This is a genomic window from Providencia sp. wls1943 (assembly GCF_009706275.1).
Lineage (GTDB): Bacteria > Pseudomonadota > Gammaproteobacteria > Enterobacterales > Enterobacteriaceae > Providencia > Providencia zhijiangensis.
Genome location: NZ_WLTU01000026.1, coordinates 117,839 through 144,482, shown reverse-complemented (window position 1 = coordinate 144,482; position 26,644 = coordinate 117,839). Strand labels below are relative to the sequence as shown.

Sequence of the window (26,644 nt, the reverse complement as noted above, 5' to 3'; positions counted from 1 at the left end):
GATCTTGTATGAAATATCCGGTTGTTGCTTCCGATTTGGACGGAACACTTTTATCTCCCAATCATGATTTAACCCTGTATACCAAAGACACTCTTAAGCAGCTTGTCGCGACCGAAGAAGTACGATTTGTATTCGCGACGGGGCGCCATCATATTGATGTTGCACAGATCCGCGACGGTCTGGGGATTGATGCTTATATGATCACCTCGAATGGAGCGCGTATTCATAACACCAATGGCGACCTTATTTTTGCGAACAACGTTGACTCGCAGATAGCGAAAGAACTGTGCTTAATGGAGTTTGATCACCCAGAAATTCTCACCAATTACTACCATGGCGATGATTGGTTTATTAACCGGGAAAGCCCAGAGCAGAAAGAGTTTTTCAAAGAATCTGTATTTAATTACCAACTGTTTGATCCCCGTAATTTCCCAACATCGGAAGTCTGTAAAGTGTATTACACCAGTGAAGATCATGATTTACTGGTAGATCTGCAACAGCGTATTCAACGTCGTTGGCAGGACAAGGTTCATGTTACTTTCTCCTTGCATAGCTGCCTTGAAGTGATGGCGGGCTCCGTTTCTAAAGGGGAAGCATTGAAACAAGTCACAGCATTGCATGGTTATGGAACACATGATTGCATCGCGTTTGGTGATGGCATGAATGACAAAGAGATGCTGAAGTTAGCGGGCAAGGGCTGCATTATGCAAAATGCTCATCAGTTGCTGAAAGATGCTTTACCTCAGATGGAAGTTATCGGGTCTAACCAAGATGATGCGGTTGCTCGTTATTTGAGAAGTAAATATTTAGACAACAAATAACCATTTTTTCTATGTGTATAAACAGAAAGCCAGATAGAATAAAAAACTATCTGGCTTTTTATTTGCCTTTTGTCATGAATGATAACGAAAAGTGCTATTCATCAAAATTAAGGTGTTTATCCTATTTTGTCTTCTGACGAGTAAATTTAAACTAGTTCAGATGAAAAGCGAGTTTAGGCTGTATAATCTGCCAAATCAGCCGATAATAACGGGTATTACTGTGTCGCCAGTTGCCATACTGCACTGTTGAGGGTTACTTAGGATGAAAAAAATTGCGTTAGCGCTGTTGTTAGGATCTGTTTGTTATAGTTCATTATTACTGGCTACACCGGTGAAACCAACGACCGCCAGTGAACAGACGACGATAGAGCAAATTACGCAGTTAGCTGAAAAAGGTGATCCCGCTTCTCAGTTCCTTTTAGGAGAGCGTTATTTTAAAGGTCAGGGCGTTTCTCAAGATTCCAAAGTGGCCGCAGAATGGTTTATCAAAGCGGGGGATCAAGGCAATTCAGATGCTCAATTCCGATTAGGTACTATGTACGTTAATGGCTTTGGTGTGCGTCGTGACTACGATAAAGCGATGTTATGGTACGAAGAAGCGGCTAAAAATGGCGATACTCGTGCGGAAACCAACATGGCCACCATGTATTCACAAGGCTTAGGGGTGAAGCAAGATCTAGAAAAAGCCGCATACTGGTTTCGAAAGGCAGCGCAAGGCGGCAATGTGATCGCGCAATTCAAAATCGGGCAAATGTACTCGATTGGTAGTGGTGTCGCATTAGATAATGAAAAAGCGGTGTTTTGGTTCAGAAAAGCGGCAAAACAGCGTGATGCAAATTCTCAAGACCGTTTAGGGGTGATGTACTCTGAAGGGAAAGGGGTGAAAAAGAACTTACAGCAAGCGTATGCATGGCTGTCTACCGCGGTTTATAGTGGCAATAAAGAGAGCCAACGTTTACAGAAAAAAATCGCAGAGCAGTTGAACGCAAAAGAGCTGAAACAAGCGCAAAAACTGGCTGATAACTACATTAAAACCTACGGTAATAGCGAAGAAAGCTAATTCGCTCAATATTAATTTAACGGGATATCAACAGGTATCCCGTTAATCCAATCACAGACAGAATCAAATATCCCCAGCAAAATCGGTAAAACCGATTATATCCCCATCCTCGGCGTACACTCAGTTGCAGCGTTTTTGTCGACAATTGACGAACCTTCAAACGGTAAACCACTAAATACAGCAGGCTGAATCCTTGCCACAGATAGAGCGTATTAAAGGCAAAATCCTTTCCGACAATCAGCAAAATCACCAACGGGATCAGAAAAAACAGAATGGAGCCGACACGCTCATACTGTGCAATTTTCAATTTGATAGATTCGTCTTGGATTTCTACTGCTTGGGTCATTATTCTGCCTTTTCTATGATGAAAAACGAGGGAGCAAACGCTCCCTCGATAAACTTATAGCTCACCAGTACCGCGTGGTGGATTACGACCAGAGAGGTTATTTGTGGCGCTTTGTATTGAATTACTGCGTACATCCACACGGGCTTGGAACGGTGGGAATGGCAATGTAATTCCTTGTTCTGCAAAGGCTTGTAAAATATGTTGGTGAATTTCGTGGCGAGCCGGCAAACGGTGCCCCATTTCACCTGCATACACCCGCAGCTCGAAAATTTGGATCCCTTGCTGTAAGTCCACGAGATAAACTTCAGGATTAGGGTTATCCAAAATCATGGACGAGCGTTTTGCCGCACGCAGGATAATCTCTGTCACTTTTTCGCTATCGGCATCCGCTGGGGCAGGGATAGTCATCACGATACGGGTAACGGTATCGGTCAGAGACCAGTTAATAAACTGTTCAGTAATAAATGCCTTGTTCGGCACAATAATCTCTTTTCTGTCCCAGTCCGTTAATGTGGTGGCGCGGGTATTAATCTTAGTGATGCTACCTGTTAAGTTACGGATAGTGACGGTATCGCCGATACGGATCGGTTTTTCAAATAGGATCATCAAACCAGAGATAATATTGGCGAAAATTTCTTGTAAACCAAACCCTAGCCCGACCCCCATTGCCGCGATAAGCCACTGAAGTTTTGACCAGTCGATCCCCAGCATGGAGAACCCGACAATGGTTCCGATGATGGTGATGCTGTACTTGGTCAAGGTACTGATGGCATAGCCGGTGCCCGGTGTTAAGTCGAGATGCTGAAGGACGGCGAGTTCTAATAGTGCAGGTAAGTTTCTAACGAGCTGCGCGGTCACGATAATCACCAGTATGGCGATAAAAATCGAGCCCATAGTGATGGCTTGCACAGTTTCCACACCATTGATGGATGAGGTCACATCCCACAGGCGAATATTTTCAAGGAATGAAAATGCGGTATGCAATTCAGACCACAGCCAAATTAACGAGACCAGCGCTATCATAGTCAGAATGGAGCGCACCAATCCAACCGATTGGGTACTGATAGTATCGAGGTCAAGAACCTGCTCTTCAATATCAATGTTCCCTTCACCGCTGGCATTGGGGAGTTGAGAATCTTCTTCCCCTTTAGCTCGCTGGGCTAAGATTTCCGCACGGCGCTGTTTTGCTCGCTCGAAGGCAAGTTTTCGACGCTGCATTGACATCCAGCGCTGGATAGTGTGATAAACAATTAAAATCACAAACCAAATCGCTACTGAGGTCTCGAGTCGCGCCAACAGTGCCTGAGAAGTGGAGAAATAACCCAATACCGAGAAAAATGCGGCAATCACCGGCGCAATGAAAATGAGCCACCATAATGCGGTGTTCACTAAGTTTTCACCGGAGCCGTGTCTGTCCAAATATAATGGGATTTTAGAACGGCGTAAGTTATTGGTAATTAAGCTTAATGCGACGCACAGCACTAAGAAGCAGAGGCGGCCTAAGGTCGCAGAGAACTCTCTCTCGCTGTAATGTTCAAAAGTGATGATCGCCATCACTAACGGCACAATCACAAAAATGGCTAATCGGTAATGGCGCATTGCGCGTTTTACCGCGTCTTTATCCCAACCAAAGTGGGAAATGAACAACCCGGTAGGTCGTGAGAATGTTTCACTGATCATAAACAGCCAGAGCAGCGGGGTCGTTGCGCTAACGCCGTAGCCGATGGCTGCTGCCATCGGATATTGCCATGCACTTTGTAAGCCATAGCCAATGGCAGACCACATCATCGGCAGAGGAAGCGCCACGATAATCGACCAGAAAATAGTGCGGATAGTTAAATAGAAACGGTCTTGTGTAACTTTACCAATGCGCAGGCTTGAACGGTCTAAGAACGCTTGATAATGGCGGCGTGTGCTGACACTGAAAATCACTAAGATAATGGAACCCAGCAGGTATAAGAATGAGTCCTGGCTAGTGACCATCACTTGCAGGGCACCCGCGAGCTGGGAGAGAGTATCCAGTGAAAGCAACTGGGTCATGTCAGTAACCACAAGCACCGGATAATTAATGCTAATCGGCGGGACATCAGCGACCCAGAACAGATAACGGTTTGAGGCGTCTTTTACCTCTTTCAGCGCATCCGTTAATTGCCCCGTTGCAACATTGAGCTTAGTCAGTTCTAACATTTCGCCATCAAATCCCGAAATGAGCGAAGTTAATAGCTCTTTGCGGGTCTTCATCAGTGACTGATAAACCTGTGACTGAGAAGGGTTTAAATCATTGGCGCTTTCTTGTACTGATACGTCAAGCTTGGATAAGCGCTCAAGCATATCTTCATAATTTAAGCGCTGAACACGTAAATCCGCCATTTCGCGGTCAAGTTGCTGGCTTTTAGGGATATCTGGAAGGCGAGAAAGCTGGGTACGAAGCGCTTCTCCTAAAGTACTTGAACTGCTGATCCACTGGGCTTGTTCACGAATAGTCGAGAGTGCTTGTCGTGCATTTCGAATGCTGGTGGAAATTTCCGTTTGGTTGGTGGTGATCTCGCTCATGCGCTGAGCTTGCTCGGTCAACTCTTGGGACATTTTACGGTTGATATCAAGCTGCTCTTTTAAGAAAGGGGTCAATTCACCCTGTTCTGCCAACATTTCGGTATGCTCTAACGCCAATATTGCTTTTTGTTGGCGCTGAGTATTTTGGAAATCACGAAGCTGTTGAAGCTCTAATTCTAGGCGCTGATAACGCTTTTTCTCAAGCTCCAGCGCCATTCGGGAAATTTCTTGACGGTTATTGGCCGATAATTGCGCCATTTCTAGCTCGTTCACAATGGACTTGCGAGCACTTACTTCGGCTTGAGCTAAGGTGTATTGGGCTTCAGCTAACGGAGTCGTTGGCGTATTGAGTGATTGGAATCGCGTTGAGGCATCCGTTAATTGACGTCGTGCCTCAGATAACTGCTGTGGCAAGAGATTCAGGGATTCGCTGATTTCGCGCCCTTTGTCTTGCTCTTGCTGCATCAAGCGCCCTTGGTCAAGTAGCTGGCTGCTGACCTGGGTAATACGCTGCTCTAGTTCACTTAAGCTAATGCTGGTAGGGATCGCGGGCGGTGTATCGGTTTCATTGAGTAAGGCTTGACGGATTGTTTTGATAATTCGAGGGAAATTATCGATAGCATCTTGGTAAGACTTTGCCTTATTGTCTGAATCACGGGCTTCGTTAATCCAGCTTAATGCCCCTTGCAACGCTTGAGCGGTCTCTGCGTCCTTGGGGTTTTTGCTTGGATCAAGCTGTTTGAGCTCCTGTGTAATCTGTGCTTCATCTTGTGCGGAGGCTGGCGCCGCGTGGGATGAAAAAACGATTAACAGGCTAAGTAAAAAACTGATAATCAAACGCACAGTGAGGAGCTCCTTCAGACATAGAATAATTTAATTATAGTTTAAATGATTAGCTAACAGTTTCAGTGCGTTGCTGCTCATCGATTGATTCTGCTAATAGCTCACCCATGCGGGTTGCATAGCCGGGGATCAATGAGGCATTAAAGCGAATTTTGTTAGGTTCAAACAGGTTAATGACAGTGGAACCGAGTTTGAATAGACCCATTTCTTCTCCTTTTTGTAGGAAGATAGCGCCTTCTTCACCTTGTGCTGGATATGTCCAACGTTTAATTACGCCTTCACGCTGAGGGTTAACACAACCGCTCCAAACGGTATCAATGCTGCCGACAATGGTTGCACCAACCAAAATCTGTACCATTGTGCCAAATGGGGTATCAAACACGCAGATTAAACGTTCATTACGTGCAAATAAATTCGGAACATTTGCTGCGGTTAATGGGTTAACGGAGAACAGATCGCCAGGGACGTAAATCATCTCTGTTAATAAGCCGTCACATGGCATATGTACACGGTGGTAGTCACTTGGGGATAAATAGGTTGTGATAAAATCACCACCACGAAATTTATCTGCTAACTGATATTGCCCAGCAAGTAGGGCTTCAACTGTATAATTATGGCCTTTTGCCTGAAAAATCAGGTCACTATCGATAGGGCCTAATTGGCTAACGGCACCGTCTGCAGGCTGTGCAAGTTGATGTTCGGATTCAACAATTGGGCGTGCGCCATCTTTTAATGTACGGATGAAAAAGTCGTTAAAAGTTGAATACGCGGTGAGCTCACTTTTTTGAGCTTCATTCATATTCACTTTGTAGGCTTTTGCGAACAGCTTTATTGCCCATTGAGTTACAAAACCTACATTGCGACTAGCAAACCATCCTGCGAGTTGAGTAAGTCCTTGTTTAGGAAGCATAAATTGCAGGCGAATTTTGATTTTATCTAGCACGTTAACCTCTGAATTTTAAAGGTAAGTTAGTGAAAGGGCGCTATTGTAACTGAAACTCATCCGCTTTCGAATTATTTCAGAAAGCGGATAAAATGAACGATAAACGTGAGCGCTCACTAACTTATTTTAGACTGATTTCGGGGATTATTTATCTTTAGCAGTAAAGTTACCACGCAGTTTAACTTGTTCCATACTTTCTAAAATACGGTGATAGTTTTCAAAGCGTGATTCGGCAATTTTGCCGTCTTCCATTGCGTCTCGCAGTAAACAGCCGGGGTCATCTAAGTGTTTACAATCGCGGAATTTACAGCCACCAAGGTAATCTTTAAATTCGACAAATCCTTTGGTCACTTGTTCCTTTGTCAGATGCCAAAGACCAAATTCACGTACGCCCGGTGAATCGATGACATCACCACCCTGTGGGAAGTGGTACAGTCTGGATGCGGTCGTAGTGTGTTGCCCTAAGCCCGAGGTATCAGAAACATCATTGACTAAGATCGCGGCCTCATTTTGAGGTAACAGCGTATTCAACAAACTGGATTTACCGACACCAGATTGGCCAACAAAGACTGACACTTTGCCAGATAGCGTGTTAGTGAGTGCTTCCATTCCTTCACCGGTATGACTGGAAACTTCGAGCACTTGGTAGCCAATATCGCTATAAATTGTCATTAAATCACTGACCCACTCGCGATTTTCTTCATCGAGTAAGTCAACTTTGTTTAAGACAATAATCGGCTGGATCCCTGTCGTTTCACAGGCGACTAAGTAGCGGTCGATAATATTGAGCGATAATTCAGGTAAAATCGCAGAAACCACAACGATTTGGTCGATATTTGCAGCGATAGGTTTTAACCCATCATAATAATCAGGACGAGTTAAGACGGAGTGGCGCTCATGAACGGCTTCGACAATGCCGTTCACTTTGATATCACTCTGTGTGTTTAGTGCAGGGCGCCAGACAACTTTGTCCCCGGTCACTAAAGATGAGATGGTTCGACGCAGGTTACAACGCTGTATAGTGCCGTCTAAGGCTTCAATATCCGCATGTTGGCCAAAGCGGCTAATCACTAAGCCCTCTTGAGCCTCACCTAATTGGCTATCATCAATCTCAATGGCTTTCTGTTTTTTGAGTCTTTTTTGATGATTTTCTTGCACGCGGCGCTGTTGGCCTTTCGAAAGTTTCTGCTTAGCCACCTGACCTCTCTCACTTAAATAATTTAGTGTCTATATTATAACCGATAGGGATATTATTGAAAAACTACATACCTATAACGGATAGCACGAAGGGTGTTATCATACCTTAACTCCACCGTATTCAGTTAGGGCATATCATGCAAAAGAATGAGAATAATTTAATTTGGATCGATTTAGAAATGACCGGGCTCGATCCTATTCGTGATCGTATTATTGAAATCGCGACCATTGTGACTGACAGTAACCTGAATATCTTGGCCGAAGGCCCTGTTATCGCGGTACATCAAACCGAAGAGCAGTTGGCATTAATGGATGAGTGGAATGTAAACACGCACACTAATAGTGGCTTAGTGGAGCGTATTCGTAAAAGCTCCATTGGTGAGCGTGAAGCAGAGCTGGCAACCATTGAATTCCTAGAAAAATGGGTACCAAAAGGCGCATCGCCTATTTGTGGGAACAGCGTAGGCCAAGACCGCCGCTTCTTATTTAATTATATGCCAGAGTTAGAAAGTTATTTTCACTACCGCTATCTCGATGTAAGTACATTAAAAGAGTTAGCCCGCCGCTGGAAACCTGAGATCCTCGCCGGATTCTCAAAGAAAAATACCCACCAAGCGCTGGATGATATCCGCGAGTCGATTGCCGAGCTGGTCTATTACCGAGAAACGTTTATTAAATGACGGGCTTTAAAGGCTCAATATTACCGCAATCTTAAGAATGCCATATGCTCAAGCTATATGGCATTGTTTGGATAGTATTGCTTGGGAGATACCATCATGGAAAATAATACTCGTGAATTTGAAAACGTTGATGGTTTGAGAATGGAAGAATCGGGTGACGTCATTATAAGAAAGTAAAAGGTTAACAAACTTAACACCTTGAAATGCTTATTTAACAAACGGCGACGACAAAATCATCACTATGATTGTTTTATCATCAAATGAACAAAAAAATAAAAAATTTGAGTTCAAACGCTTGCTAGTATCTTAATTTCTCGTATAATGCGCTCCCCGTACCGATGAAGTTTTTAGGATTTTATTGGCACGATTAAGGCACCAAGATTGGTTATGCGGGAATAGCTCAGTTGGTAGAGCACGACCTTGCCAAGGTCGGGGTCGCGAGTTCGAGTCTCGTTTCCCGCTCCAAATTTTCTTGATGTTTTAGCTAGAGCACTATTTTCGGAATGCGGGAATAGCTCAGTTGGTAGAGCACGACCTTGCCAAGGTCGGGGTCGCGAGTTCGAGTCTCGTTTCCCGCTCCAAACTTTCTTAGTGTTTTAGCAAAACTAGCCTGAATTTAGTCGTAAGTAGTACCCACCAAATGCGGGAATAGCTCAGTTGGTAGAGCACGACCTTGCCAAGGTCGGGGTCGCGAGTTCGAGTCTCGTTTCCCGCTCCAAATTTTTATCTGTTAGTCTCTTTTTATATCTCCCGATAAACACGCCATAAAATATTAGCTTTTGACTTAAGCATTAATACTTATTTGTCTTTTCGTGCGTATTATTTAGACAAAAGCAACTTTTACCTTCCTTGTTCACGATCCTTTTATTATTTATGATCTTTTTAGGATCCAAGTGAGTTTTTTTACTTGCATTCATAGGCAGAGAGCCATAGAATAGCCACCCCTTAGCAATAGGGCATCCTATAAGAACTTCAGCCAAAATGGCGAACGTTCGAGTGAAAGGTAAAAAATCCTATTTTTACCTGTTCAGTTAAAATTTCTTCTTAACCTGACTTTTTGATAACTTTACTTTAGTTAGTTAACTAAAATTCAGCGTTTTTTATTACTTCTCTCCATGAGAAAGTTATCCACAACCTGAGTGGGTCTAGGTTCAATTTATCCTAGACAGAAATACTTTGCTGCACAGAGTTATCCACAGGTTAGTTATTGGTTAATTTTTGATTATCACAAAATGAATATTATTGATTTTAATTTTAATTGATTGAAATTAAAGTGAAAAATTATTTCTTCAAAATGTGCTGAGCACAACTTGCAAATCCTTTACCTATTGTCGGCTAAGCACTTTTTTATTTTATTCACATCAGTTTGACAATTGATAGATTAGGATATAAGGCCGGTTTTTTTTTAGGCGTCTCGAGGTAAACCTTTAGTAATTGCCCGAACAAGACGTTTTTGTTGCGAAGTTTGAATTGTGACTTGGTTTTCTTCTCGGCGCTTGAGTTGTTGGCTAATTGACCATTGGAAGTGCTCGTCTAACATAGGATTGATCCCAAGACGGTTCTGTAATGCGAGGACAATACTATCTTGATAGGGTGCATTACCCAAAGCGACACTGATATTACGTAGCCATTTTATATAGCCAATACGGCGGATTGCCGACCCTTCTGTAATACGGAGAAATTTTTCTTCATCCCATGAAAAAAGATCTAATAATTCCGGCGTATGCAATGCGGCTCTAGGACTAAAATCCTCTTCATCTGTCAACTGAGAAAAACGATTCCACGGGCAGATAAGTTGGCAGTCATCACAGCCATAAATCCGGTTACCCATTAAAGGTCGAAACTCTTCGGGGATAGCGCTATCGAGCTCAATGGTTAGATAGGAAATACAGCGTCTTGCATCAACAGTGTAAGGCTCTACAATTGCACCCGTTGGGCAAGTTGTCATACAGGCAACGCAGCGCCCGCACTGCTCTTCAACGGGTTGATCTATGGGAAGAGGGAGATTGACCAGCAATTCGCCAAGGAAAAACCATGATCCTGAATGTTGGTTGAGCACCAATGAGTGCTTGCCTGTCCAGCCTAAACCCGCTTTGACAGCAAGAGGGCGTTCCAGAATAGGCGCCGAGTCAACAAAAGGGCGAAAATTCAGGTCATCGGAGCATTCGAACTGACGGCAATACTCGAGGATCCGATCACTAAGCACTTTTAAGCGTTTTTTTAATAGCTTATGATAATCGCGACCAAGGGCGTAGCGGCTGACATAGCCTAGTTCTGGATTATTTAGCGTGCTGGCAAAAGCTGCCTTAGCAGGAAGATAGTTCATTCGAACACTAATGACGCGCAGTGTGCCGGGGTGTAATTCATGGGGTCTTGCCCGCATCATGCCGTGGCGCTTCATCCACTCCATTTCGCCATGATATTGTTTATCTAACCATGCTTGGAGCTTGGGTTCTTCAAGGGTAAGATCCGTATCGCAAATACCGACTTGTTGAAAGCCAGCATCGATGCCCCATTGTTTAATATTTTGGGCAAGAAGGTCGAGGTCGAGGCGTGTGGACATGGGAAATATCTAGGTAAAAGTGGATTCGCAGGCACTCTAACACGATCATTGGATTTATCAAAATCCACAGATCGCGTTGGCACGATCTTGCTCGGAAATTTCCGATCTCGATGTTCCAACAATGTTAAATAACACAAATAGATCTGCTTGAGTTAAAATAGACGTTAATATCAATATTGAATAAATTTTATCATTATAATTGGCTTCACTAACTATGAAAGAACGCACAGTACAACTTGCTAATGAAGAGCAAACAGTCGCGCTTGGGCGCACGATCGCTATGGCCTGTAAACAAGGGGCGGTCATTAACCTGTATGGCGATTTAGGTGCAGGGAAAACGACATTTAGTCGTGGATTTTTACAGGCATTGGGCCATCAAGGCCATGTAAAAAGTCCAACCTATACACTTGTTGAGCCTTATGAATTAGCAGATAGACACGTTTTTCACTTTGATCTGTATCGTTTAGCCGATCCTGAAGAACTTGAGTTTATGGGGATCCGTGACTACTTTTCAGACAACTCAATCTGTTTAGTGGAATGGCCACAGCAGGGCAAAGGCTTCTTACCTGAAGCGGATCTGGAGATCCATTTAACCTATCAAGATGAAGGGCGTCAGGCTCGGGTTGTCGCTTTTTCGACAACCGGAGAGTCGTTATTGGAAGCGTTAACGGTATTCTAAGGAACATATAGCTCATGATGAATGCATCGATGAACAGAATAACTACCAAGGGTATTTTTTCTTTTTTCTTATTATTGATGATGTTTGCTCTGGCTCTGGTGACATCAACCGCCAAAGCGGCATCTCTCTCTAATATTCAAGTTAGTAATAGCCCTTCACAGGCGCAAGTGACATTAACATTTGTTGATGGAAAGCCTGATTATTCCTACTTCCCGCTGCACTCACCTGAACGCTTAGTGATTGATGTTCAGCAACGTGGTGAAATTATTGGTTTGCCACTCAAGCTTCCGAAAGGGGACTTGGTGAAGCAAGTTCGAGCTAGCCAAGCGCCTGATAGCCAGCACAAACGTATCGTCCTTGAACTTTCCCAAGCCGCGAAGACTAAAGCGAGTGTTCAGCAGGTTTCAGGCCAATATCAAGTTGTCTTTACTGTATCTACAGGAAAAGGACAAACATCAAATTCATATAATAATACCGTGATGCCAGCCCAGCCGACGACAACGCCATCCACACGTAATTCGCAGCCTGTTCAGCCGGTACAAGAAAAACCATTAAAAATGAATGCACCAGCAGCGGCTTCATCGACCACGTCAACCACGCCATCAGCCCCAGCAACGCCAACCAAAACCTTACCAAAAGGCACTAAGCAGGTGGTGATTGCGATTGATGCCGGTCATGGTGGGAAAGACCCAGGGGCGATTGGTAAAAACGGTTATAAAGAAAAAGATGTGACACTGAGTGTGGCGCGTAAGCTGTATCAAAAATTGGATGCCGATCCGATGTTTAAGCCTGTAATGACAAGGGATGGAGACTATTTTATTTCCGTCAGTGGTCGTTCAGACGTTGCGCGTAAAAAAGGCGCCAATATGCTAGTTTCTATTCATGCTGACTCAGCACCAAACAGTAGCGCTCGTGGGGCATCCGTTTGGGTGCTATCTAACCGCCGAGCAAACAGCGAATTAGGTAGCTGGTTGGAACAGCGTGAAAAACAATCTGAACTTCTTGGTGGTGCGGGTGACGCGCTCAGTGGTGCAGACCCATATTTAAGCCAAGCGGTATTGGATTTACAGTTTGGGCATTCACAACGTGTGGGTTACGATGTTGCGGTTCATGTCATTCAGCAGCTTAGAAAAATTGGTAATATTCATAAGAAAACCCCAGAACACGCGAGCCTTGGTGTACTGCGTTCTCCCGATATTCCATCCATTTTAGTGGAAACTGGGTTTATCAGTAATACATCTGAAGAACAGCTATTGAAATCCAATGATTATCAAGAAAAAGTGGCTGATGGTATTCACCAAGGGTTACGCCAGTACTTTTTAGCGAATCCGCTGCAAGCAGCGCCAAAATAAGTGAATTAGGTTATGGCAATCCAGATCCTTTCTCCTCAATTAGCGAACCAAATAGCGGCGGGTGAAGTGGTCGAAAGACCCGCATCCGTGGTTAAAGAGTTAGTCGAAAATAGCCTTGACTCAGGGGCAACTCGTATCGATATCGAGATTGAGCGAGGAGGAGAAAAGCTGATCCGAATTCGGGATAATGGCTGTGGGATCAACAAAGATGAGTTGATCCTCGCTCTAGCGCGCCATGCCACCAGTAAAATTGCCACATTAGATGACCTTGAAGCGATCATGAGCATGGGTTTCCGCGGTGAAGCCCTAGCCAGTATTAGCTCTGTTTCCCGCCTGACATTAACCTCCAAACCCGCTGAGCAAACTGAAGCATGGCAATCCTATGCAGAAGGTCGTGACATGCAGGTGACGGTAAAACCTGCAGCACACCCCAATGGCACAACGGTCGAAGTGCTGGATCTCTTTTACAATACGCCCGCTCGTCGCAAATTTATGCGTACAGAAAAAACCGAGTTTGGGCATATTGATGAAATCGTGCGCCGAATTGCGCTTTCTCGCCCTGATGTGGCGATTAATTTGTCGCACAATGGCAAATTAGTTAAGCAGTATCGTGCAGCGCAGGATGCCAATCAGCAAGAGCGCCGTTTAGGGACAATTTGCGGAACGGGTTTTATGCAGGGCGCGTTAGCGCTTTCATGGGAGCACAGTGATTTAGGGATCAAAGGCTGGGTGGTTGCACCATCAACGACGTCGAGCGGAGTCAGTGATATTCAGTATTGCTACGTGAATGGTCGTATGATGCGCGATAAACTGATCAACCATGCGATCCGCCAAGCGTATGAAGGCCATCTGGATGAAAATCAACAACCCGCTTATGTGCTGTATTTGACCATCGACCCAAAGCAAGTGGATGTGAACGTCCATCCCGCCAAACATGAAGTGCGTTTTCATCAAGCCAGATTAGTGCATGATTTTATCTATCAAGCGGTACGCACTGTATTGCTTAATGCGCTAACTGAAAATGAACTTCCGGGAATAGAACCTGTATCCAACGAAGTTGAAAATCGGGCATCCGCAGGGGATAACTACTTTGCTTCTCCTACTGTACAGGAAACAGGGAAACCACAAGGAGCTCAACGGAGTCATGCTCAAGAGCCTCCTCTTTCTTATGGTGAGCCACGAAATGCGTCAGTAGCAGGTAAAAACAACACTTTTACTTCAGACAACGCAGGCAAGTCTAGTCCAATATCAAGCTATAACCGCTCAGAGCCAAGCTATGAGCGCAAAGCGGGAGAGCTGTATCAACGTTTGATGTCGATTCCCGTTGCGCCTGAAGATAAAAAACCGTTATTCCCAGAAAGAAAGCCGTTGAGTGTCAATCCTGTCGATAGCCAATCTGTAGCGAAAAGTGCGGATAACTATCAATTCGGTAAAGTATTGACAATTTACGCAAAAAACTTTGCATTAATTGAGTCTTCATTAGGGATAATCCTGTTATCCTTAAATGAAGCGAATTACTTACTCAAGCTGGCTCAACTAACGCCAGAAAATGGTGTATTAAAGCCTCAACCGTTGTTAATTCCCTTAAAATTGTCACTAAAAAGTGACGAAATAGAGGTTTTGCAACGTTATAAGGAACAATTGACACTATTTGGTATCGATGCCTCGATATTTCATGGAAAAGTAACAATTCATACGGTATCGTTACCGCTAAGAACGCAAAATTTATCGCAGCTTTTTTCTGATTTAATCGTGTTTTTGTCAGCAAAAGAGAGTGTCTCGAATGAAAATATCGCGCAATGGCTAGCAAATGCGATTTCTCAGACAAAAAACGAGGAAAGTTGGAGTTTGGCGCAGGCAGTTCAATTACTGGCTGATGTTGAGCGGATCTGTCCGCAGTGGGTGGCAAATCCACCGCCAACATTATTACAATTAATTAATTTACAACCCGTGGTAGCTACACTGACAAATGAGTGATTTAGTAACTCAACAAAAACCAAATGCCATCTTCTTAATGGGGCCAACGGCTTCGGGCAAAACGGCATTGGCCATCGAATTACGCAAGCATTTGCCTGTGGAGATCATTAGTGTCGATTCGGCATTGATTTATCGAGGAATGGATATTGGTACCGCGAAGCCTAATCAAGAAGAGCTGAGCCAAGCCCCGCATCGTTTGATAGATATCCTCGATCCATCTCAGCCTTATTCTGCGGCCGATTTTCGTCGTGACGCATTAAATGTAATGGATGAAATTTCGTCTCAAGGTAAGATTCCATTACTGGTTGGCGGCACCATGCTCTATTTTAAAGCCTTATTAGAAGGCTTGTCACCGCTACCATCAGCCTCTCCAGAAGTTCGTGAGGCAATTGAGAACATAGCAAAAGAACAAGGTTGGGCTGAAGTACACCGCCGCTTGGCTGAGGTCGATCCCGTCTCTGCGGCTCGTATTCATCCTAATGATCCACAAAGATTATCCCGAGCTTTAGAGGTATATCTCATTTCGGGACAAACTTTGACTGAAATGACTCAAACAGCAGGTACAGAATTGCCTTATAATGTGTTTCAGTTTGCTATTGAGCCACAAGATCGTAAAATTTTACATGAGCGTATCGAACGACGTTTTCGTTTAATGCTAGAAGCAGGGTTTGAAGACGAAGTGAAAGCGCTATACCAACGAGGCGATCTCCATGTTGATTTACCTTCTATTCGTTGTGTAGGTTATCGGCAAATGTGGTCTTATCTCGATGGTGAAATAGATTATGATGAAATGGTTTATCGAGGGATTTGCGCGACGCGCCAATTGGCTAAACGGCAGATCACTTGGTTGAGAAGCTGGGACAATGTTCATCGGTTAGATAGTGAACAACCTCAGCAAGCGCTTGACACCGTTATACAGGTTATTAGTGCATAGGGCTATTCTTTGTGTACAATTAAAGAGTTAAGCGTAATTTTTGAGTAGTAATTTTTAGGAATCGTAAGATTCTCATTTAAAAAACAACAAAATAAGGAAAACATAGAATGGCTAAGGGGCAATCTTTGCAAGATCCGTTCCTGAACGCATTACGTCGTGAAAGGGTTCCGGTCTCTATTTATTTAGTTAATGGTATTAAATTGCAGGGTCAAATCGAATCTTTTGACCAATTTGTTATTTTGCTGAAAAACACAGTTAGCCAGATGGTTTATAAACACGCTATCTCTACTGTGGTTCCAGCACGCCCTGTTTCTCATCATAGCGGTACTGGTACTGCTGGCGCTGGCAATGGCAACTACCACGGTGGTGCTTCTGCTGGGCAAGATGGCGAATCAGCTGAGTAAGACTGTACGCTAAAAACAAGGAAAGCATGGGTAGGGAGACTATACCTGTGTCTTTCCTTTGCAATTATTGTTTAGCCTAAGAGGTTACACCTTGTTTGATAGGTATGAAGGCGGTGAACTAGCTGTACTGGTCCATGTCTTTTTTGATCAAGAAAAAGACGTTGATAATTTAGCAGAATTTGAGTCCCTAGTGACGTCTGCTGGCGTTAAACCTGTACAAATAGTGACTGGCAGCCGCAAGGCGCCCCACCCAAAATTTTTCGTTGGGGAAGGGAAAGCTGAAGAAATCGCTGAAGCCGTCGAAGCTAGTGGTGCGGATGTGGTGCTATTTAACCACACACTTAGCCCTGCTCAAGAACGTAATCTCGAACGGGTTTGCCAATGTAAGGTCGTTGATCGTACAGGGGTAATTTTAGATATATTTGCACAACGTGCGCGTACGCATGAAGGTAAACTTCAAGTTGAATTAGCTCAATTACGGCATTTATCCACTCGCTTAGTGAGAGGATGGACGCACCTTGAGCGCCAAAAAGGCGGGATTGGTTTACGTGGTCCCGGCGAGACACAGCTTGAAACTGACCGTCGATTACTCAGAGATAAAATCAAACAGATTTTATCTCGTCTTGGACGAGTCGAAAAACAGCGTGAGCAAGGTCGTCAATCAAGAAGTAAAGCAGATATTCCAACTGTTTCCTTGGTGGGCTACACCAATGCCGGAAAATCCAGTTTATTTAATCGGATGACGTCGGCAGATGTTTACGCAGCAGACCAACTGTTTGCTACGTTAGATCCTACTTTACGTCGTATCGATGTTGATGATGTAGGCACTGTCGTTTTAGCGGACACCGTGGGTTTTATTCGCCACCTTCCACATGATCTGGTTGCTGCATTTAAAGCAACTCTGCAAGAAACGCGTGAAGCCACTTTACTGCTCCATGTGATTGATGCAGTTGATGTCCGACTGGATGAAAATATCCAAGCGGTTGACAGTGTGCTGGAAGAAATCGATGCAAATGAAATCCCAACACTTTTAGTGATGAACAAAGTCGATATGCTCGACGATTTTGTCCCGCGTATTGACAGAGATGAGGATAACAAGCCAGTTCGTGTCTGGGTTTCAGCGCAAACAGGTGAAGGTATCCCTTTGTTGCTTCAAGCATTAACGGAACGCCTTTCAGGTGAGATCGCACATTTTGAATTGCGTTTACCACCGAATGAAGGTCGCTTACGGAGTCGTTTTTATCAACTTCAATCCATCGAACGTGAATGGCAAGAAGAAGACGGCACCATTGGACTTGAGGTGCGTATGCCAATGGTGGATTGGCGACGTTTATGCAAGCAGGAGCAACAATTACCTAACTATGTTGTTTAAAAATGATGTTAAAACAGTCAGTTGGCTGAGTTAACCGCAACACAGTTAGGCAATGGAATTGATATTAAGAGCCCAATATCCTCGACTTGATTCAAGACACCCATGGGTGAAATGAATGATGAGAAATATCGCTCTTAGCCCTAAAAATCAATCATAAAGAATGGAGCTAAAACATGGCGTGGAATCAGCCCGGTAATGACGGACAAGACCGCGATCCGTGGGGAAGCGGCAATAAAGGCAGCAACTCTGGCGGGAACAAAGGTGGTCGGAAACCTGGGGCTTATGATCTCGACGATCTCTTTCGTAAAATAGGCAGCAAGCTTGGCGGCGGCGGTAATAAAGGCGGTGGTGAAGGCAATAATAAACAGCCATCACAACTGAGTGGCCGTTTAGGTATGTTAGCACTTGCTGCGGTTGTCGTAGTTTGGGCAGGCTCAGGCTTCTATACCATTAAAGAAAGTGACCGTGGCGTAGTCTTACGTTTTGGTGAATATAGTGGTGTTGTCGGACCTGGTCTGAACTGGAAACCAACGTTTATTGATCAAGTTGTTCCTGTGAACGTTGAAACTGTTCGCGAACAAGCGACTAACGGTATGATGTTGACATCAGATGAAAACGTTATCCGCGTTGAAATGAACGTTCAGTACCGTGTTACCGATCCTGCTCAATACCTGTTTAGTGTGACTAATCCTGATAATAGTCTGCGTCAAGCGCTGGATAGTGCGGTGCGTGGTGTTATTGGTCAATCGGCTATGGAGCAAGTGTTGACTACTAATCGCGCCTTTATCCGTGATGTTACGCAGAAAGAGCTAGAAGCAACGATTGCACCATACAAAATGGGTATCACCCTGCTGGACGTCAACTTCCAAGCGGCTCGTCCGCCTGAAGATGTTAAAGCGGCGTTTGATGATGTAATTTCCGCAAGGGAAGAAGAACAAAAAACGATTCGTGAAGCGCACGCTTACCGAAACGAAGTTCTGCCTCTCGCGAAAGGTAACGCGCAACGTATGATCGAAGAAGCTGAAGCTTACAAGGCGAGCGTCGTCTTCAAAGCAGAGGGTGAGGTCGCAAGCTTTGCGAAAATGCTACCTGAATATCGTGCTGCACCAGAAATTACCCGCGAACGTTTGTACATCGAAACGATGGAGCGCGTATTAGCAAATACACGTAAAGTGATTGCTAATGATAAGAGTAACAGCATGTTAGTACTGCCGTTGGATCAAATCATGCGTGGTGCGACGGGCAATACGACTGCGGCACCAAAAGTGAATCAGTCAGCAAGAATGACGAACTCAACGAACAATTCATCTTCTACGAGTTCAGCACCTGCGCAGCCAAACAATCCTGTGCGTGGTGATGCAGTTAGAGTAGGGAGACAATAATCATGCGTAAGTCATTTATTTTTGTAGTGATTGCTGTTTTAGCTGTTGCCTACGCATCAATCTTTATTGTTCCTCAAACTGAGCGCGGTATTGTATTACGCTTTGGTAAGGTTTTACGTGATTCTGAGAATAAACCTATCGTTTATGAACCAGGTCTACATTTCAAAGTTCCATTTATTGAAACTGTGAAAATGCTAGATGCGCGTATTCAGACGTTAGAAATTCAAGCTGACCGTTACCTGACTAGCGAAAACAAAGACTTAATGGTGGATTCGTACCTGAAATGGCGTGTCACTGATTTCAGCCGTTACTATGTAGCGACTGGCGGCGGTAACCCATTCCAAGCGGAAACCCTGTTAAAACGTAAGTTCAGTGACCGTTTACGTTCTGAGTTTGGTCGTTTAAGTGTTAAAGACATCATCACTGACTCTCGTGGTCGTTTAACTGTTGATGTTCGTGATGCACTGAACAAAGGTACTGCAACCGATGAAGCAACTAAAGACGCTGATGCTGCAATTGCAGATGCGGCGGCTCTCGTTGAAAAAGAAACTAACCTGAAGCCACTGGTTGTGAATGCAAACAGTATGGCGGCGTTAGGTATCGAAGTTGTCGACGTGCGTATCAAACGTATTGAATTACCAAATGAAGTTTCTGAAGCCATCTATGCACGTATGCGTGCAGAGCGTGAAGCGGTAGCGCGTCAGCACCGTTCACAAGGTCAAGAAGAAGCAACCAAGATTCGTGCGGTAGCGGATAAGACGGTAACAGAAACACTGGCAGAATCAGAGCGTACAGCACTGACCCTGCGAGGTGAAGGTGATGCAATGGCAACGAAACTGTTTGCTGATGCATTCAACCAAGACCCAGAGTTCTATGCCTTTATTCGTAGCCTGCGAGCTTATGAGCAAAGCTTCAAAAGTGGTGATGACGTAATGGTGCTTAGCCCAGATACAGATTTCTTCCGCTTTATGAAGGCGCCAACTAAGCTGCGTTCAACGGATTAAATGATAAACAGCTTAAGTTACGTGCAACGAGCTTAAATTACTGTTAATCTAATAAAGAAAAGCCCGCTTCGGTGGGCTTTTTTTCGCCTGTCGTTTTAAGTGATGGATTTTTCAGGGAAAATTTGAGCTGCTCAGGTTGAGGAAATTCACTTTGAGTCTACGACAGAAATAAAACTACCATTTTACTTGCTTTCTAGAAAAAAATTTTTGTAATGCCAAAATATCACTGGAACAGTTCATTTTTGATGGTAGAATTCATTTTTAAGCAACCGAGTGTATTTCGAAATGGGTAAGAACGTTGTCGTACTGGGCACCCAATGGGGTGACGAAGGGAAGGGCAAGATCGTTGACTTGCTGACAGAACGAGCTAAATATGTAGTTCGCTATCAGGGCGGCCATAATGCTGGCCATACTCTTGTTGTAAACGGTGAAAAAACCGTTCTCCACTTAATTCCATCCGGTATTCTTCGTGAAAATGTCATCAGCATCATTGCTAATGGTGTTGTTCTTGCGCCTGATGCTTTAATGAAAGAGATGAAAGAACTGGAAGATCGCGGTGTTCCTGTTCGTGAGCGTTTACGTATCTCTGAAGCATGCCCACTGATCCTGCCTTACCACATCGCATTAGACAATGCGCGTGAAAAAGCGCGTGGAGCAAAAGCTATCGGTACAACTGGTCGTGGTATCGGACCTGCATACGAAGATAAAGTTGCACGTCGTGGTCTGCGTGTTGGTGACTTATTCGATAAAGCAACTTTCGCTGAAAAATTAAAAGAAATCATCGAATACCATAACTTCCAACTGGTTAACTATTACAAAGAGCCTGCGGTTGATTACCAAGAAACATTAGATTACATCATGTCTGTTGCAGATCTTCTGACTAGCATGGTAATTGATGTTTCTGATTTGCTCTATAAAGCACATCAGAAGAATGAATTAGTCATGTTTGAAGGTGCGCAAGGTACTCTGCTGGATATCGACCACGGTACTTATCCGTATGTAACTTCTTCAAACACAACAGCGGGTGGTGTTGCAACAGGTTCTGGCTTAGGTCCACGTTACGTGAACTATGTACTGGGGATCATCAAGGCTTATTCAACACGTGTTGGTGCGGGTCCATTCCCAACTGAACTGTTCGATGAAACCGGTGAATTCCTGCGTGAGAAAGGCCAAGAATTCGGTGCAACCACGGGCCGTAAGCGTCGTACTGGTTGGTTAGACATCGTAGCTATTAACCGTGCTGTACAAATTAACTCTCTGTCAGGTTTCTGCTTAACTAAGCTGGACGTTTTAGATGGCTTAAAAGAAGTAAAAATCTGTGTAGGTTATCGTCGTAAAGATGGCACAGTGTTAGAAACTACACCTTTAGCCGCTGATGAGTGGGAAGGCTTAGAGCCAGTGTATGAAGTCATGCCTGGTTGGAGCGAAACGACTTTCGGCGTTAAAGAAAGAGCGTTACTGCCACAAGCAGCTTTAGATTACATCCAACGTATTGAAGAACTGACTGGTATCCCTGTTGATATTATTTCAACTGGCCCAGACCGTTCAGAAACGATGATTCTGCGTGATCCGTTTGACGTTGAGTAATAGACAGAACAGCGCTCACTGAGCGCTGTTTTTTTATCTCTCCCATTTTCCTTCCGATGAATTCCTTTTTGATAAAACGCTAAAATTTTCAGATAATATCCATCAAGTTGAACATTATGTGCCATTACAAGCATCTTTACGTGCAAGGATGGGCTAGACTAAAACTAAGGCGATATACTGTAGAAAATCGTTCAAAATGTACTTTAGATGGTAGCCAGAAAACAAATATAACGAAAATGGCAGATAAGTATTTCACGACATATTTGTAGCGCCAAAAAATTTTTGAGGTGATTGTGCAGCTGACAAGTTTTACTGACTATGGGTTACGAGCCCTAATCTACTTAGCCGCCCTAGAAAAAGGGCAGATGACGAGCATTACACAAGTTACTGAGGTGTATGGTGTTTCTCGTAATCACATGGTTAAAATTATCAATCAGCTAAGTCACCTTGGCTATGTAAAAGCCACTCGTGGTAAAAATGGTGGGATCGCATTGGGTCAACCGGCGGAATCAATCCGGATCGGTGATGTCGTTCGCGCATTAGAACCACTCACTCTAGTCAATTGTAGTGGCGAATTTTGCCATATTACGCCAGCCTGCCGCCTAAAAGGTGTGCTACAAAAGGCGATACAACAATTTTTACAAGAACTAGACCAATATACGCTAGCGGACATGGTCAAAGATAATAGTCCGCTGTATCAATTACTGCTCGATTAATGTCTCAGTAATTTATCACTCTGATGACAATGGAGGTAACAATGTCAAACGATCCTTTTCAGGAAAGAGAAGCAGAAAAATATGAATCCCCAATTCCGAGTAGAGAGTTTATTTTAGATCTCTTATCTAAGCGCACAGCCCCTGCAAACCGTGAAGAAATTGCACAGCTACTCAACCTCTCTACGGAAGATGAATTGGAAGCATTGCGTCGTCGCTTACGTGCGATGGAACGTGATGGGCAGTTAGTTTTCACCCGCCGCAAATGTTATGCATTACCAGAACGTATTGACCTATTAAAAGGTAAAGTTATTGGTCACCGTGATGGCTATGGTTTCTTGCGTGTCGAAGGTAAAAAAGAAGATTATTACTTATCTCAAGATGAGATGAAGCGCGCTTTACATGGTGATGTGATTTTGGCTCAACCTTATGGTCAAGACCGTAAAGGGCGCACTGAAGTGCGTGTTGTACGTGTATTAGAGCCGCGCAATAACCAAATTGTTGGGCGCTATTTTATTGAAGCGGGAATGGGGTTTGTTGTTCCTGATGATAGTCGTTTAAGTTTCGATATTTTAATTCCGAAAGACAAGCAGTGTGGCGCCCGTATGGGTAACGTGGTGGTGGTTGAATTAGAAACTCGTCCACAACGCCGCTCTCAAGCTGTTGGTAATATTGTTGAAGTACTCGGTGAAACCATGGGTACGGGTATGGCGGTAGAAATCGCATTACGTACTCATGAAATTCCACACTCTTGGCCACCACAAGTGACAAAGCAAGTCGCTGATTACAGTGAAACAGTTCCTGAAGCAGCGAAGAAAGGGCGTGTGGATCTGCGCGATCTTCCTCTCGTCACCATCGACGGCGAAGACGCTCGTGACTTCGATGACGCCGTTTACTGTGCACCGAAAAAAGGTGGCGGCTGGCGTTTATGGGTTGCGATTGCCGATGTGAGCTATTATGTTCGCCCACAAACTGCACTGGATACGGAAGCCCATAGCCGTGGTAACTCGGTCTATTTCCCATCCCAAGTTGTACCCATGCTACCGGAAGTGCTGTCTAACGGATTATGTTCACTAAACCCAGGCGTAGACCGTCTGTGTATGGTGTGTGAAATGACGGTTTCGGCATCTGGAAAACTCTCTTCATATAAATTCTATGAAGCGGTGATGAGCTCCCACGCACGTTTAACTTACACCAAAGTATGGAAAATGCTGCAAGGGGATGAAGAACTACGCGAGCATTACAAAGCGTTAGTCCCTCATATCGAGCATTTACATCAATTATACAAAGCGTTAGATGCAGCGCGTATTGAACGTGGTGCTATCTCGTTTGAATCTGAAGAAGCCAAATTTATCTTCAATGCGGAACGCCGTATTGAGCGTATTGAGCCTGTAGAACGTAATGATGCACACAAATTAATTGAAGAGTGCATGATTTTAGCTAATATTGCGGCTGCGCGATTTGTTGAGAAAAACGAAGAGCCTGCACTATACCGTGTGCATGACCGTCCGAAAGAAGAGAGCGTTATGAACTTACGCTCAGTATTCAGCGAGTTAGGTTTGACGCTGCCGGGTGGCATGAAGCCAGAGCCAAAAGATTACGCCCAAGTAATGAACGAAGTGGCTGAGCGCCCAGACCATGAGCTGTTACAGACCATGATTTTACGCTCCATGAAGCAAGCGATTTATGATCCAGAAAACCGCGGTCACTTTGGTTTAGGTCTGAAATCATATGCCCACTTTACCTCGCCAATTCGTCGTTATCCTGACTTAACCTTGCATCGTGGTATTAAATACTTACTGGCAAAAGAGCATGGTCATGGAGATAAGCGCTGGACGGAAACGGGTGGATGGCACTCCGATATGGACAGCATGCTGCAATTGGGCGAGCACTGCTCACTGACCGAGCGCCGTGCAGATGAAGCTACCCGTGACGTCGCAGATTGGTTAAAATGTGACTTCATGCAAGACCAAGTGGGCCAAGTGTTTACTGGACTTATCACTAGCGTGACAGGTTTTGGTTTCTTTGTTCGCTTAAATGACCTGTTTATTGATGGCTTAGTGCATATTTCGACTCTTGATAACGACTATTATCGTTATGATGCGGTTGGACAGCGCTTAATTGGTGAATCTTCCGGTACAACTTATCGTCTTGGCGATGAAGTGGAAATCCGTGTAGAAGCGGTACATATGGATGAGCGCACCATTGATTTTGCTTTAATTTCAACGACACGAAAAGCGAAAAACCCGGGTAAAACTACACGGGATAAGATGAAGAAAGAAGTTAAAAATGCGACACGTTCAGCCCGTCGAAAAGGCGATGTGAGCAAAGAGAAAAACTTCGAACCTGATTCAGCATTTCGTCGTTCAGAGAAAAAAGGCAAGAAAGACAGCAAAGACGCGAAACCTGAAGGTAAAGGAAACGGTAAAGCGAAAAGCAAAAAGCCATCCGATAAAACCAAAAAAATCAGTGCCAAGTTAAAAGCAAAACGCGTGGCGAAAAAAGCCCAAAAACAAGAGGGATAAGCGCGTTTCATGATACAAGGTGGCGGGAAATCGCCACCTTTTGATTTTCCACCTATTTAATGTTCTCAACCTAAAAGATATTTATGAGCGAAATTATTTACGGCATTCACGCAGTGAAAGCCCTGCTTGAGCGTTCACCGCAACGTATTAAAGAAGTCTATATTTTAAAAGGTCGTGAAGACCGCCGCCTGATGCCTATCGTTCATGAAATCGAAGCGTTGGGCATTGTGGTGCAAGTGGCAAATCGCCAATGGATGGACGCACAAACTGAAGGTGCGGTACACCAAGGGATTATCGCCAACGTGCTAGCCGGCAAGCAGTATCAAGAAGGGGATCTCCCAGATTTACTTGAAAGCACCGAATCGCCATTTTTACTGATCCTCGATGGCGTGACTGACCCACACAACTTAGGCGCGTGTTTACGTAGCGCAGACGCAGCTGGTGTTCATGCGGTGATTGTCCCGAAAGACAAATCTGCTCAGTTGAATGCAACAGCGAAGAAAGTCGCCTGTGGCGCAGCGGAAAACGTTCCGTTGATCCGCGTGACCAACTTGGCAAGAACCTTACGTTTACTGCAAGAATACAATGTGTGGATTGTTGGCACCGCCGGTGAAGCTGACCATAACTTGTATCAAAGTAAGCTGACTGGCTCTATCGCATTAGTGATGGGCGCGGAAGGTGAAGGAATGCGTCGTTTGACTCGTGAACATTGCGACGAGTTGATTAGTATTCCAATGGCTGGCTCAGTTTCATCGCTGAACGTCTCTGTGGCAACGGGCGTATGCCTGTTTGAAGCTGTTCGCCAACGCATTGCCAAATAAATCATAAAATAATTTTTGCTTAATTTGTCCCCATCTCTTGAGTTTTTTATCTGGGATGGGTATAGTTACGCGTCAATTTTTTAGCCGCACTCAACAAGTTCCTTGCCTCCGCGGGCCGCGGTTAACCCAGACAGGAGGCTAATAATCCGTAAGGAGCAACTACTAATGCGTCATTACGAAATCGTTTTTATGGTCCATCCTGACCAAAGCGAACAGGTTCCGGGCATGATCGAGCGTTACAGTGCTGTTATCACTAACGCACAAGGTCAGATTCACCGTCTGGAAGACTGGGGCCGTCGTCAACTGGCTTACCCAATCAACAAACTGCACAAAGCTCACTATGTTCTGCTGAACGTAGAAGCTCCACAGGAAGCGATTGATGAGCTGGAAACTAACTTCCGCTTCAACGATGCCGTTATCCGCAGCATGGTTATGCGCTTAAAACACGCAGTAACAGAAGCTTCTCCAATGGTCAAAGCCAAAGACGAACGTCGCGGCCGTGACATGTCTGATGAATATCAAGACGAAGAAGCAGAAGAAACTGGGGATTCTGAAGAGTAATTGCTCAGGTGATCACTAATCGTCTAGTGTTGACAGGCACAGTCTGTAAAGCATTGATTCGAAAAGTGAGTCCGTCCGGCATTCCACATTGCCAGTTTGTTTTAGAACATCGTTCTGGACAACAGGAAGCTGGAATGTCACGGCAAGCATGGTGCAGAATGCCCGTCATTGCCAGCGGACAAGCCTTACAAACCCATACTCACAGTATAACGGTCGGCAGTCTGATTACTGTTACAGGTTTCATTAGCACCCATCAGGGACGTAATGGAATCAGTAAATTAGTCTTACATGCCGAGCAGATTGATTTGATAGATTCTGGAGACTAGC

General features: G+C 44.4%; 22 protein-coding genes and 3 tRNA genes. 20 read left to right on the top strand and 5 right to left on the bottom strand.

Annotated elements, in window-relative coordinates; translation table 11 throughout:
* Positions 1-8: 8 nt before the first annotated feature.
* Both yigL and GKR48_RS16525 read left to right on the top strand, forming a co-directional pair.
* Entirely contained in the window at positions 9-821 is an 813-nt protein-coding gene (gene yigL / locus GKR48_RS16530) for a sugar/pyridoxal phosphate phosphatase YigL (protein ID WP_154603064.1), read from the top strand.
* A gap of 262 nt (positions 822-1,083) precedes the next feature.
* Positions 1,084-1,881 carry a tetratricopeptide repeat protein gene (locus GKR48_RS16525; RefSeq protein WP_154628856.1) on the top strand — a complete coding sequence of 266 codons (798 nt, stop codon included), beginning with the start codon at positions 1,084-1,086 and terminating at the stop codon, positions 1,879-1,881.
* 16 nt (positions 1,882-1,897) lie between these two features.
* Here GKR48_RS16525 and GKR48_RS16520 read toward each other — a convergent pair whose 3' ends face one another.
* From GKR48_RS16520 to rsgA, 4 genes are all read right to left on the bottom strand, one after another.
* Positions 1,898-2,227, bottom strand: a complete 330-nt coding sequence (locus GKR48_RS16520; protein ID WP_154628855.1) for a hypothetical protein — start codon at positions 2,225-2,227, stop codon at positions 1,898-1,900.
* 54 nt (positions 2,228-2,281) lie between these two features.
* Positions 2,282-5,623, bottom strand: a complete 3,342-nt coding sequence (gene mscM, locus GKR48_RS16515; RefSeq protein ID WP_272522564.1) for a miniconductance mechanosensitive channel MscM — start codon at positions 5,621-5,623, stop codon at positions 2,282-2,284.
* Positions 5,624-5,672: 49 nt separating this feature from the next.
* Positions 5,673-6,566, bottom strand: a complete 894-nt coding sequence (gene asd / locus GKR48_RS16510; protein ID WP_336431193.1) for an archaetidylserine decarboxylase — start codon at positions 6,564-6,566, stop codon at positions 5,673-5,675.
* A 144-nt stretch (positions 6,567-6,710) separates the two neighbouring features.
* Entirely contained in the window at positions 6,711-7,763 is a 1,053-nt protein-coding gene (gene rsgA, locus GKR48_RS16505; protein ID WP_272522560.1) for a small ribosomal subunit biogenesis GTPase RsgA, read from the bottom strand.
* Between the two features lie 137 nt (positions 7,764-7,900).
* Between rsgA and orn the strand changes: the two genes are divergently transcribed.
* The 4 genes from orn to GKR48_RS16485 all read left to right on the top strand — a co-directional run bounded on the left by orn (position 7,901) and on the right by GKR48_RS16485 (position 9,161).
* Positions 7,901-8,443, top strand: coding sequence for an oligoribonuclease (orn, locus tag GKR48_RS16500; RefSeq protein WP_036948917.1), 543 nt, complete (start codon positions 7,901-7,903; stop codon positions 8,441-8,443).
* Between the two features lie 389 nt (positions 8,444-8,832).
* Positions 8,833-8,908 (top strand) — tRNA-Gly (locus tag GKR48_RS16495).
* 40 nt (positions 8,909-8,948) lie between these two features.
* Positions 8,949-9,024: transfer RNA gene (locus GKR48_RS16490), tRNA-Gly, on the top strand.
* Between the two features lie 61 nt (positions 9,025-9,085).
* A tRNA-Gly gene (locus tag GKR48_RS16485) sits at positions 9,086-9,161 on the top strand.
* Positions 9,162-9,848: 687 nt separating this feature from the next.
* Here GKR48_RS16485 and queG read toward each other — a convergent pair.
* Positions 9,849-11,006 carry a tRNA epoxyqueuosine(34) reductase QueG gene (gene queG, locus GKR48_RS16480; RefSeq protein WP_154628853.1) on the bottom strand — a complete coding sequence of 386 codons (1,158 nt, stop codon included), beginning with the start codon at positions 11,004-11,006 and terminating at the stop codon, positions 9,849-9,851.
* A gap of 214 nt (positions 11,007-11,220) precedes the next feature.
* Here queG and tsaE point away from each other — a divergent pair, with 214 nt between their 5' ends.
* The 14 genes from tsaE (at position 11,221) to priB (ending at position 26,643) form a co-directional block, all read left to right on the top strand.
* Positions 11,221-11,685 (top strand): tRNA (adenosine(37)-N6)-threonylcarbamoyltransferase complex ATPase subunit type 1 TsaE, encoded by a 465-nt coding sequence (gene tsaE, locus GKR48_RS16475; RefSeq protein ID WP_154628852.1) that lies wholly within the window; start codon positions 11,221-11,223, stop codon positions 11,683-11,685.
* Between the two features lie 14 nt (positions 11,686-11,699).
* Positions 11,700-13,037 (top strand): N-acetylmuramoyl-L-alanine amidase AmiB, encoded by a 1,338-nt coding sequence (amiB, locus tag GKR48_RS16470; protein ID WP_154628851.1) that lies wholly within the window; start codon positions 11,700-11,702, stop codon positions 13,035-13,037.
* 12 nt (positions 13,038-13,049) lie between these two features.
* On the top strand, positions 13,050-15,014 hold the full coding sequence (gene mutL, locus GKR48_RS16465; RefSeq protein ID WP_154628850.1) for a DNA mismatch repair endonuclease MutL: 1,965 nt from the start codon (positions 13,050-13,052) through the stop codon (positions 15,012-15,014).
* Positions 15,007-15,948 carry a tRNA (adenosine(37)-N6)-dimethylallyltransferase MiaA gene (miaA, locus tag GKR48_RS16460; protein ID WP_154628849.1) on the top strand — a complete coding sequence of 314 codons (942 nt, stop codon included), beginning with the start codon at positions 15,007-15,009 and terminating at the stop codon, positions 15,946-15,948. The genes mutL and miaA overlap by 8 nt, the downstream gene beginning before the upstream one ends.
* Positions 15,949-16,055: 107 nt before the next feature.
* Positions 16,056-16,352, top strand: a complete 297-nt coding sequence (gene hfq, locus GKR48_RS16455) for an RNA chaperone Hfq (protein WP_006662385.1) — start codon at positions 16,056-16,058, stop codon at positions 16,350-16,352.
* Positions 16,353-16,443: 91 nt separating this feature from the next.
* Entirely contained in the window at positions 16,444-17,724 is a 1,281-nt protein-coding gene (gene hflX, locus GKR48_RS16450) for a ribosome rescue GTPase HflX (protein WP_154628848.1), read from the top strand.
* 173 nt (positions 17,725-17,897) lie between these two features.
* The gene (hflK, locus tag GKR48_RS16445) at positions 17,898-19,106 is read left to right on the top strand and encodes an FtsH protease activity modulator HflK (protein ID WP_154628847.1); all 1,209 of its coding nucleotides are present in this window, start codon (positions 17,898-17,900) and stop codon (positions 19,104-19,106) included.
* Between the two features lie 2 nt (positions 19,107-19,108).
* Positions 19,109-20,110, top strand: a complete 1,002-nt coding sequence (gene hflC, locus GKR48_RS16440) for a protease modulator HflC (RefSeq protein WP_154628846.1) — start codon at positions 19,109-19,111, stop codon at positions 20,108-20,110.
* 285 nt (positions 20,111-20,395) lie between these two features.
* Positions 20,396-21,697 carry an adenylosuccinate synthase gene (locus tag GKR48_RS16435; protein WP_154603052.1) on the top strand — a complete coding sequence of 434 codons (1,302 nt, stop codon included), beginning with the start codon at positions 20,396-20,398 and terminating at the stop codon, positions 21,695-21,697.
* Between the two features lie 293 nt (positions 21,698-21,990).
* Positions 21,991-22,413 (top strand): nitric oxide-sensing transcriptional repressor NsrR, encoded by a 423-nt coding sequence (nsrR, locus tag GKR48_RS16430; RefSeq protein WP_036948950.1) that lies wholly within the window; start codon positions 21,991-21,993, stop codon positions 22,411-22,413.
* A 41-nt stretch (positions 22,414-22,454) separates the two neighbouring features.
* Entirely contained in the window at positions 22,455-24,935 is a 2,481-nt protein-coding gene (gene rnr / locus GKR48_RS16425) for a ribonuclease R (RefSeq protein ID WP_154628845.1), read from the top strand.
* A gap of 83 nt (positions 24,936-25,018) precedes the next feature.
* On the top strand, positions 25,019-25,756 hold the full coding sequence (gene rlmB / locus GKR48_RS16420; RefSeq protein ID WP_154603050.1) for a 23S rRNA (guanosine(2251)-2'-O)-methyltransferase RlmB: 738 nt from the start codon (positions 25,019-25,021) through the stop codon (positions 25,754-25,756).
* 165 nt (positions 25,757-25,921) lie between these two features.
* Positions 25,922-26,317 carry a 30S ribosomal protein S6 gene (gene rpsF, locus GKR48_RS16415; protein ID WP_154603049.1) on the top strand — a complete coding sequence of 132 codons (396 nt, stop codon included), beginning with the start codon at positions 25,922-25,924 and terminating at the stop codon, positions 26,315-26,317.
* Between the two features lie 8 nt (positions 26,318-26,325).
* A complete protein-coding gene (gene priB, locus GKR48_RS16410) occupies positions 26,326-26,643 on the top strand; it encodes a primosomal replication protein N (protein ID WP_036948958.1) in 318 nt (105 codons plus the stop codon).
* The last annotated feature ends 1 nt before the right edge of the window (position 26,644 follow it).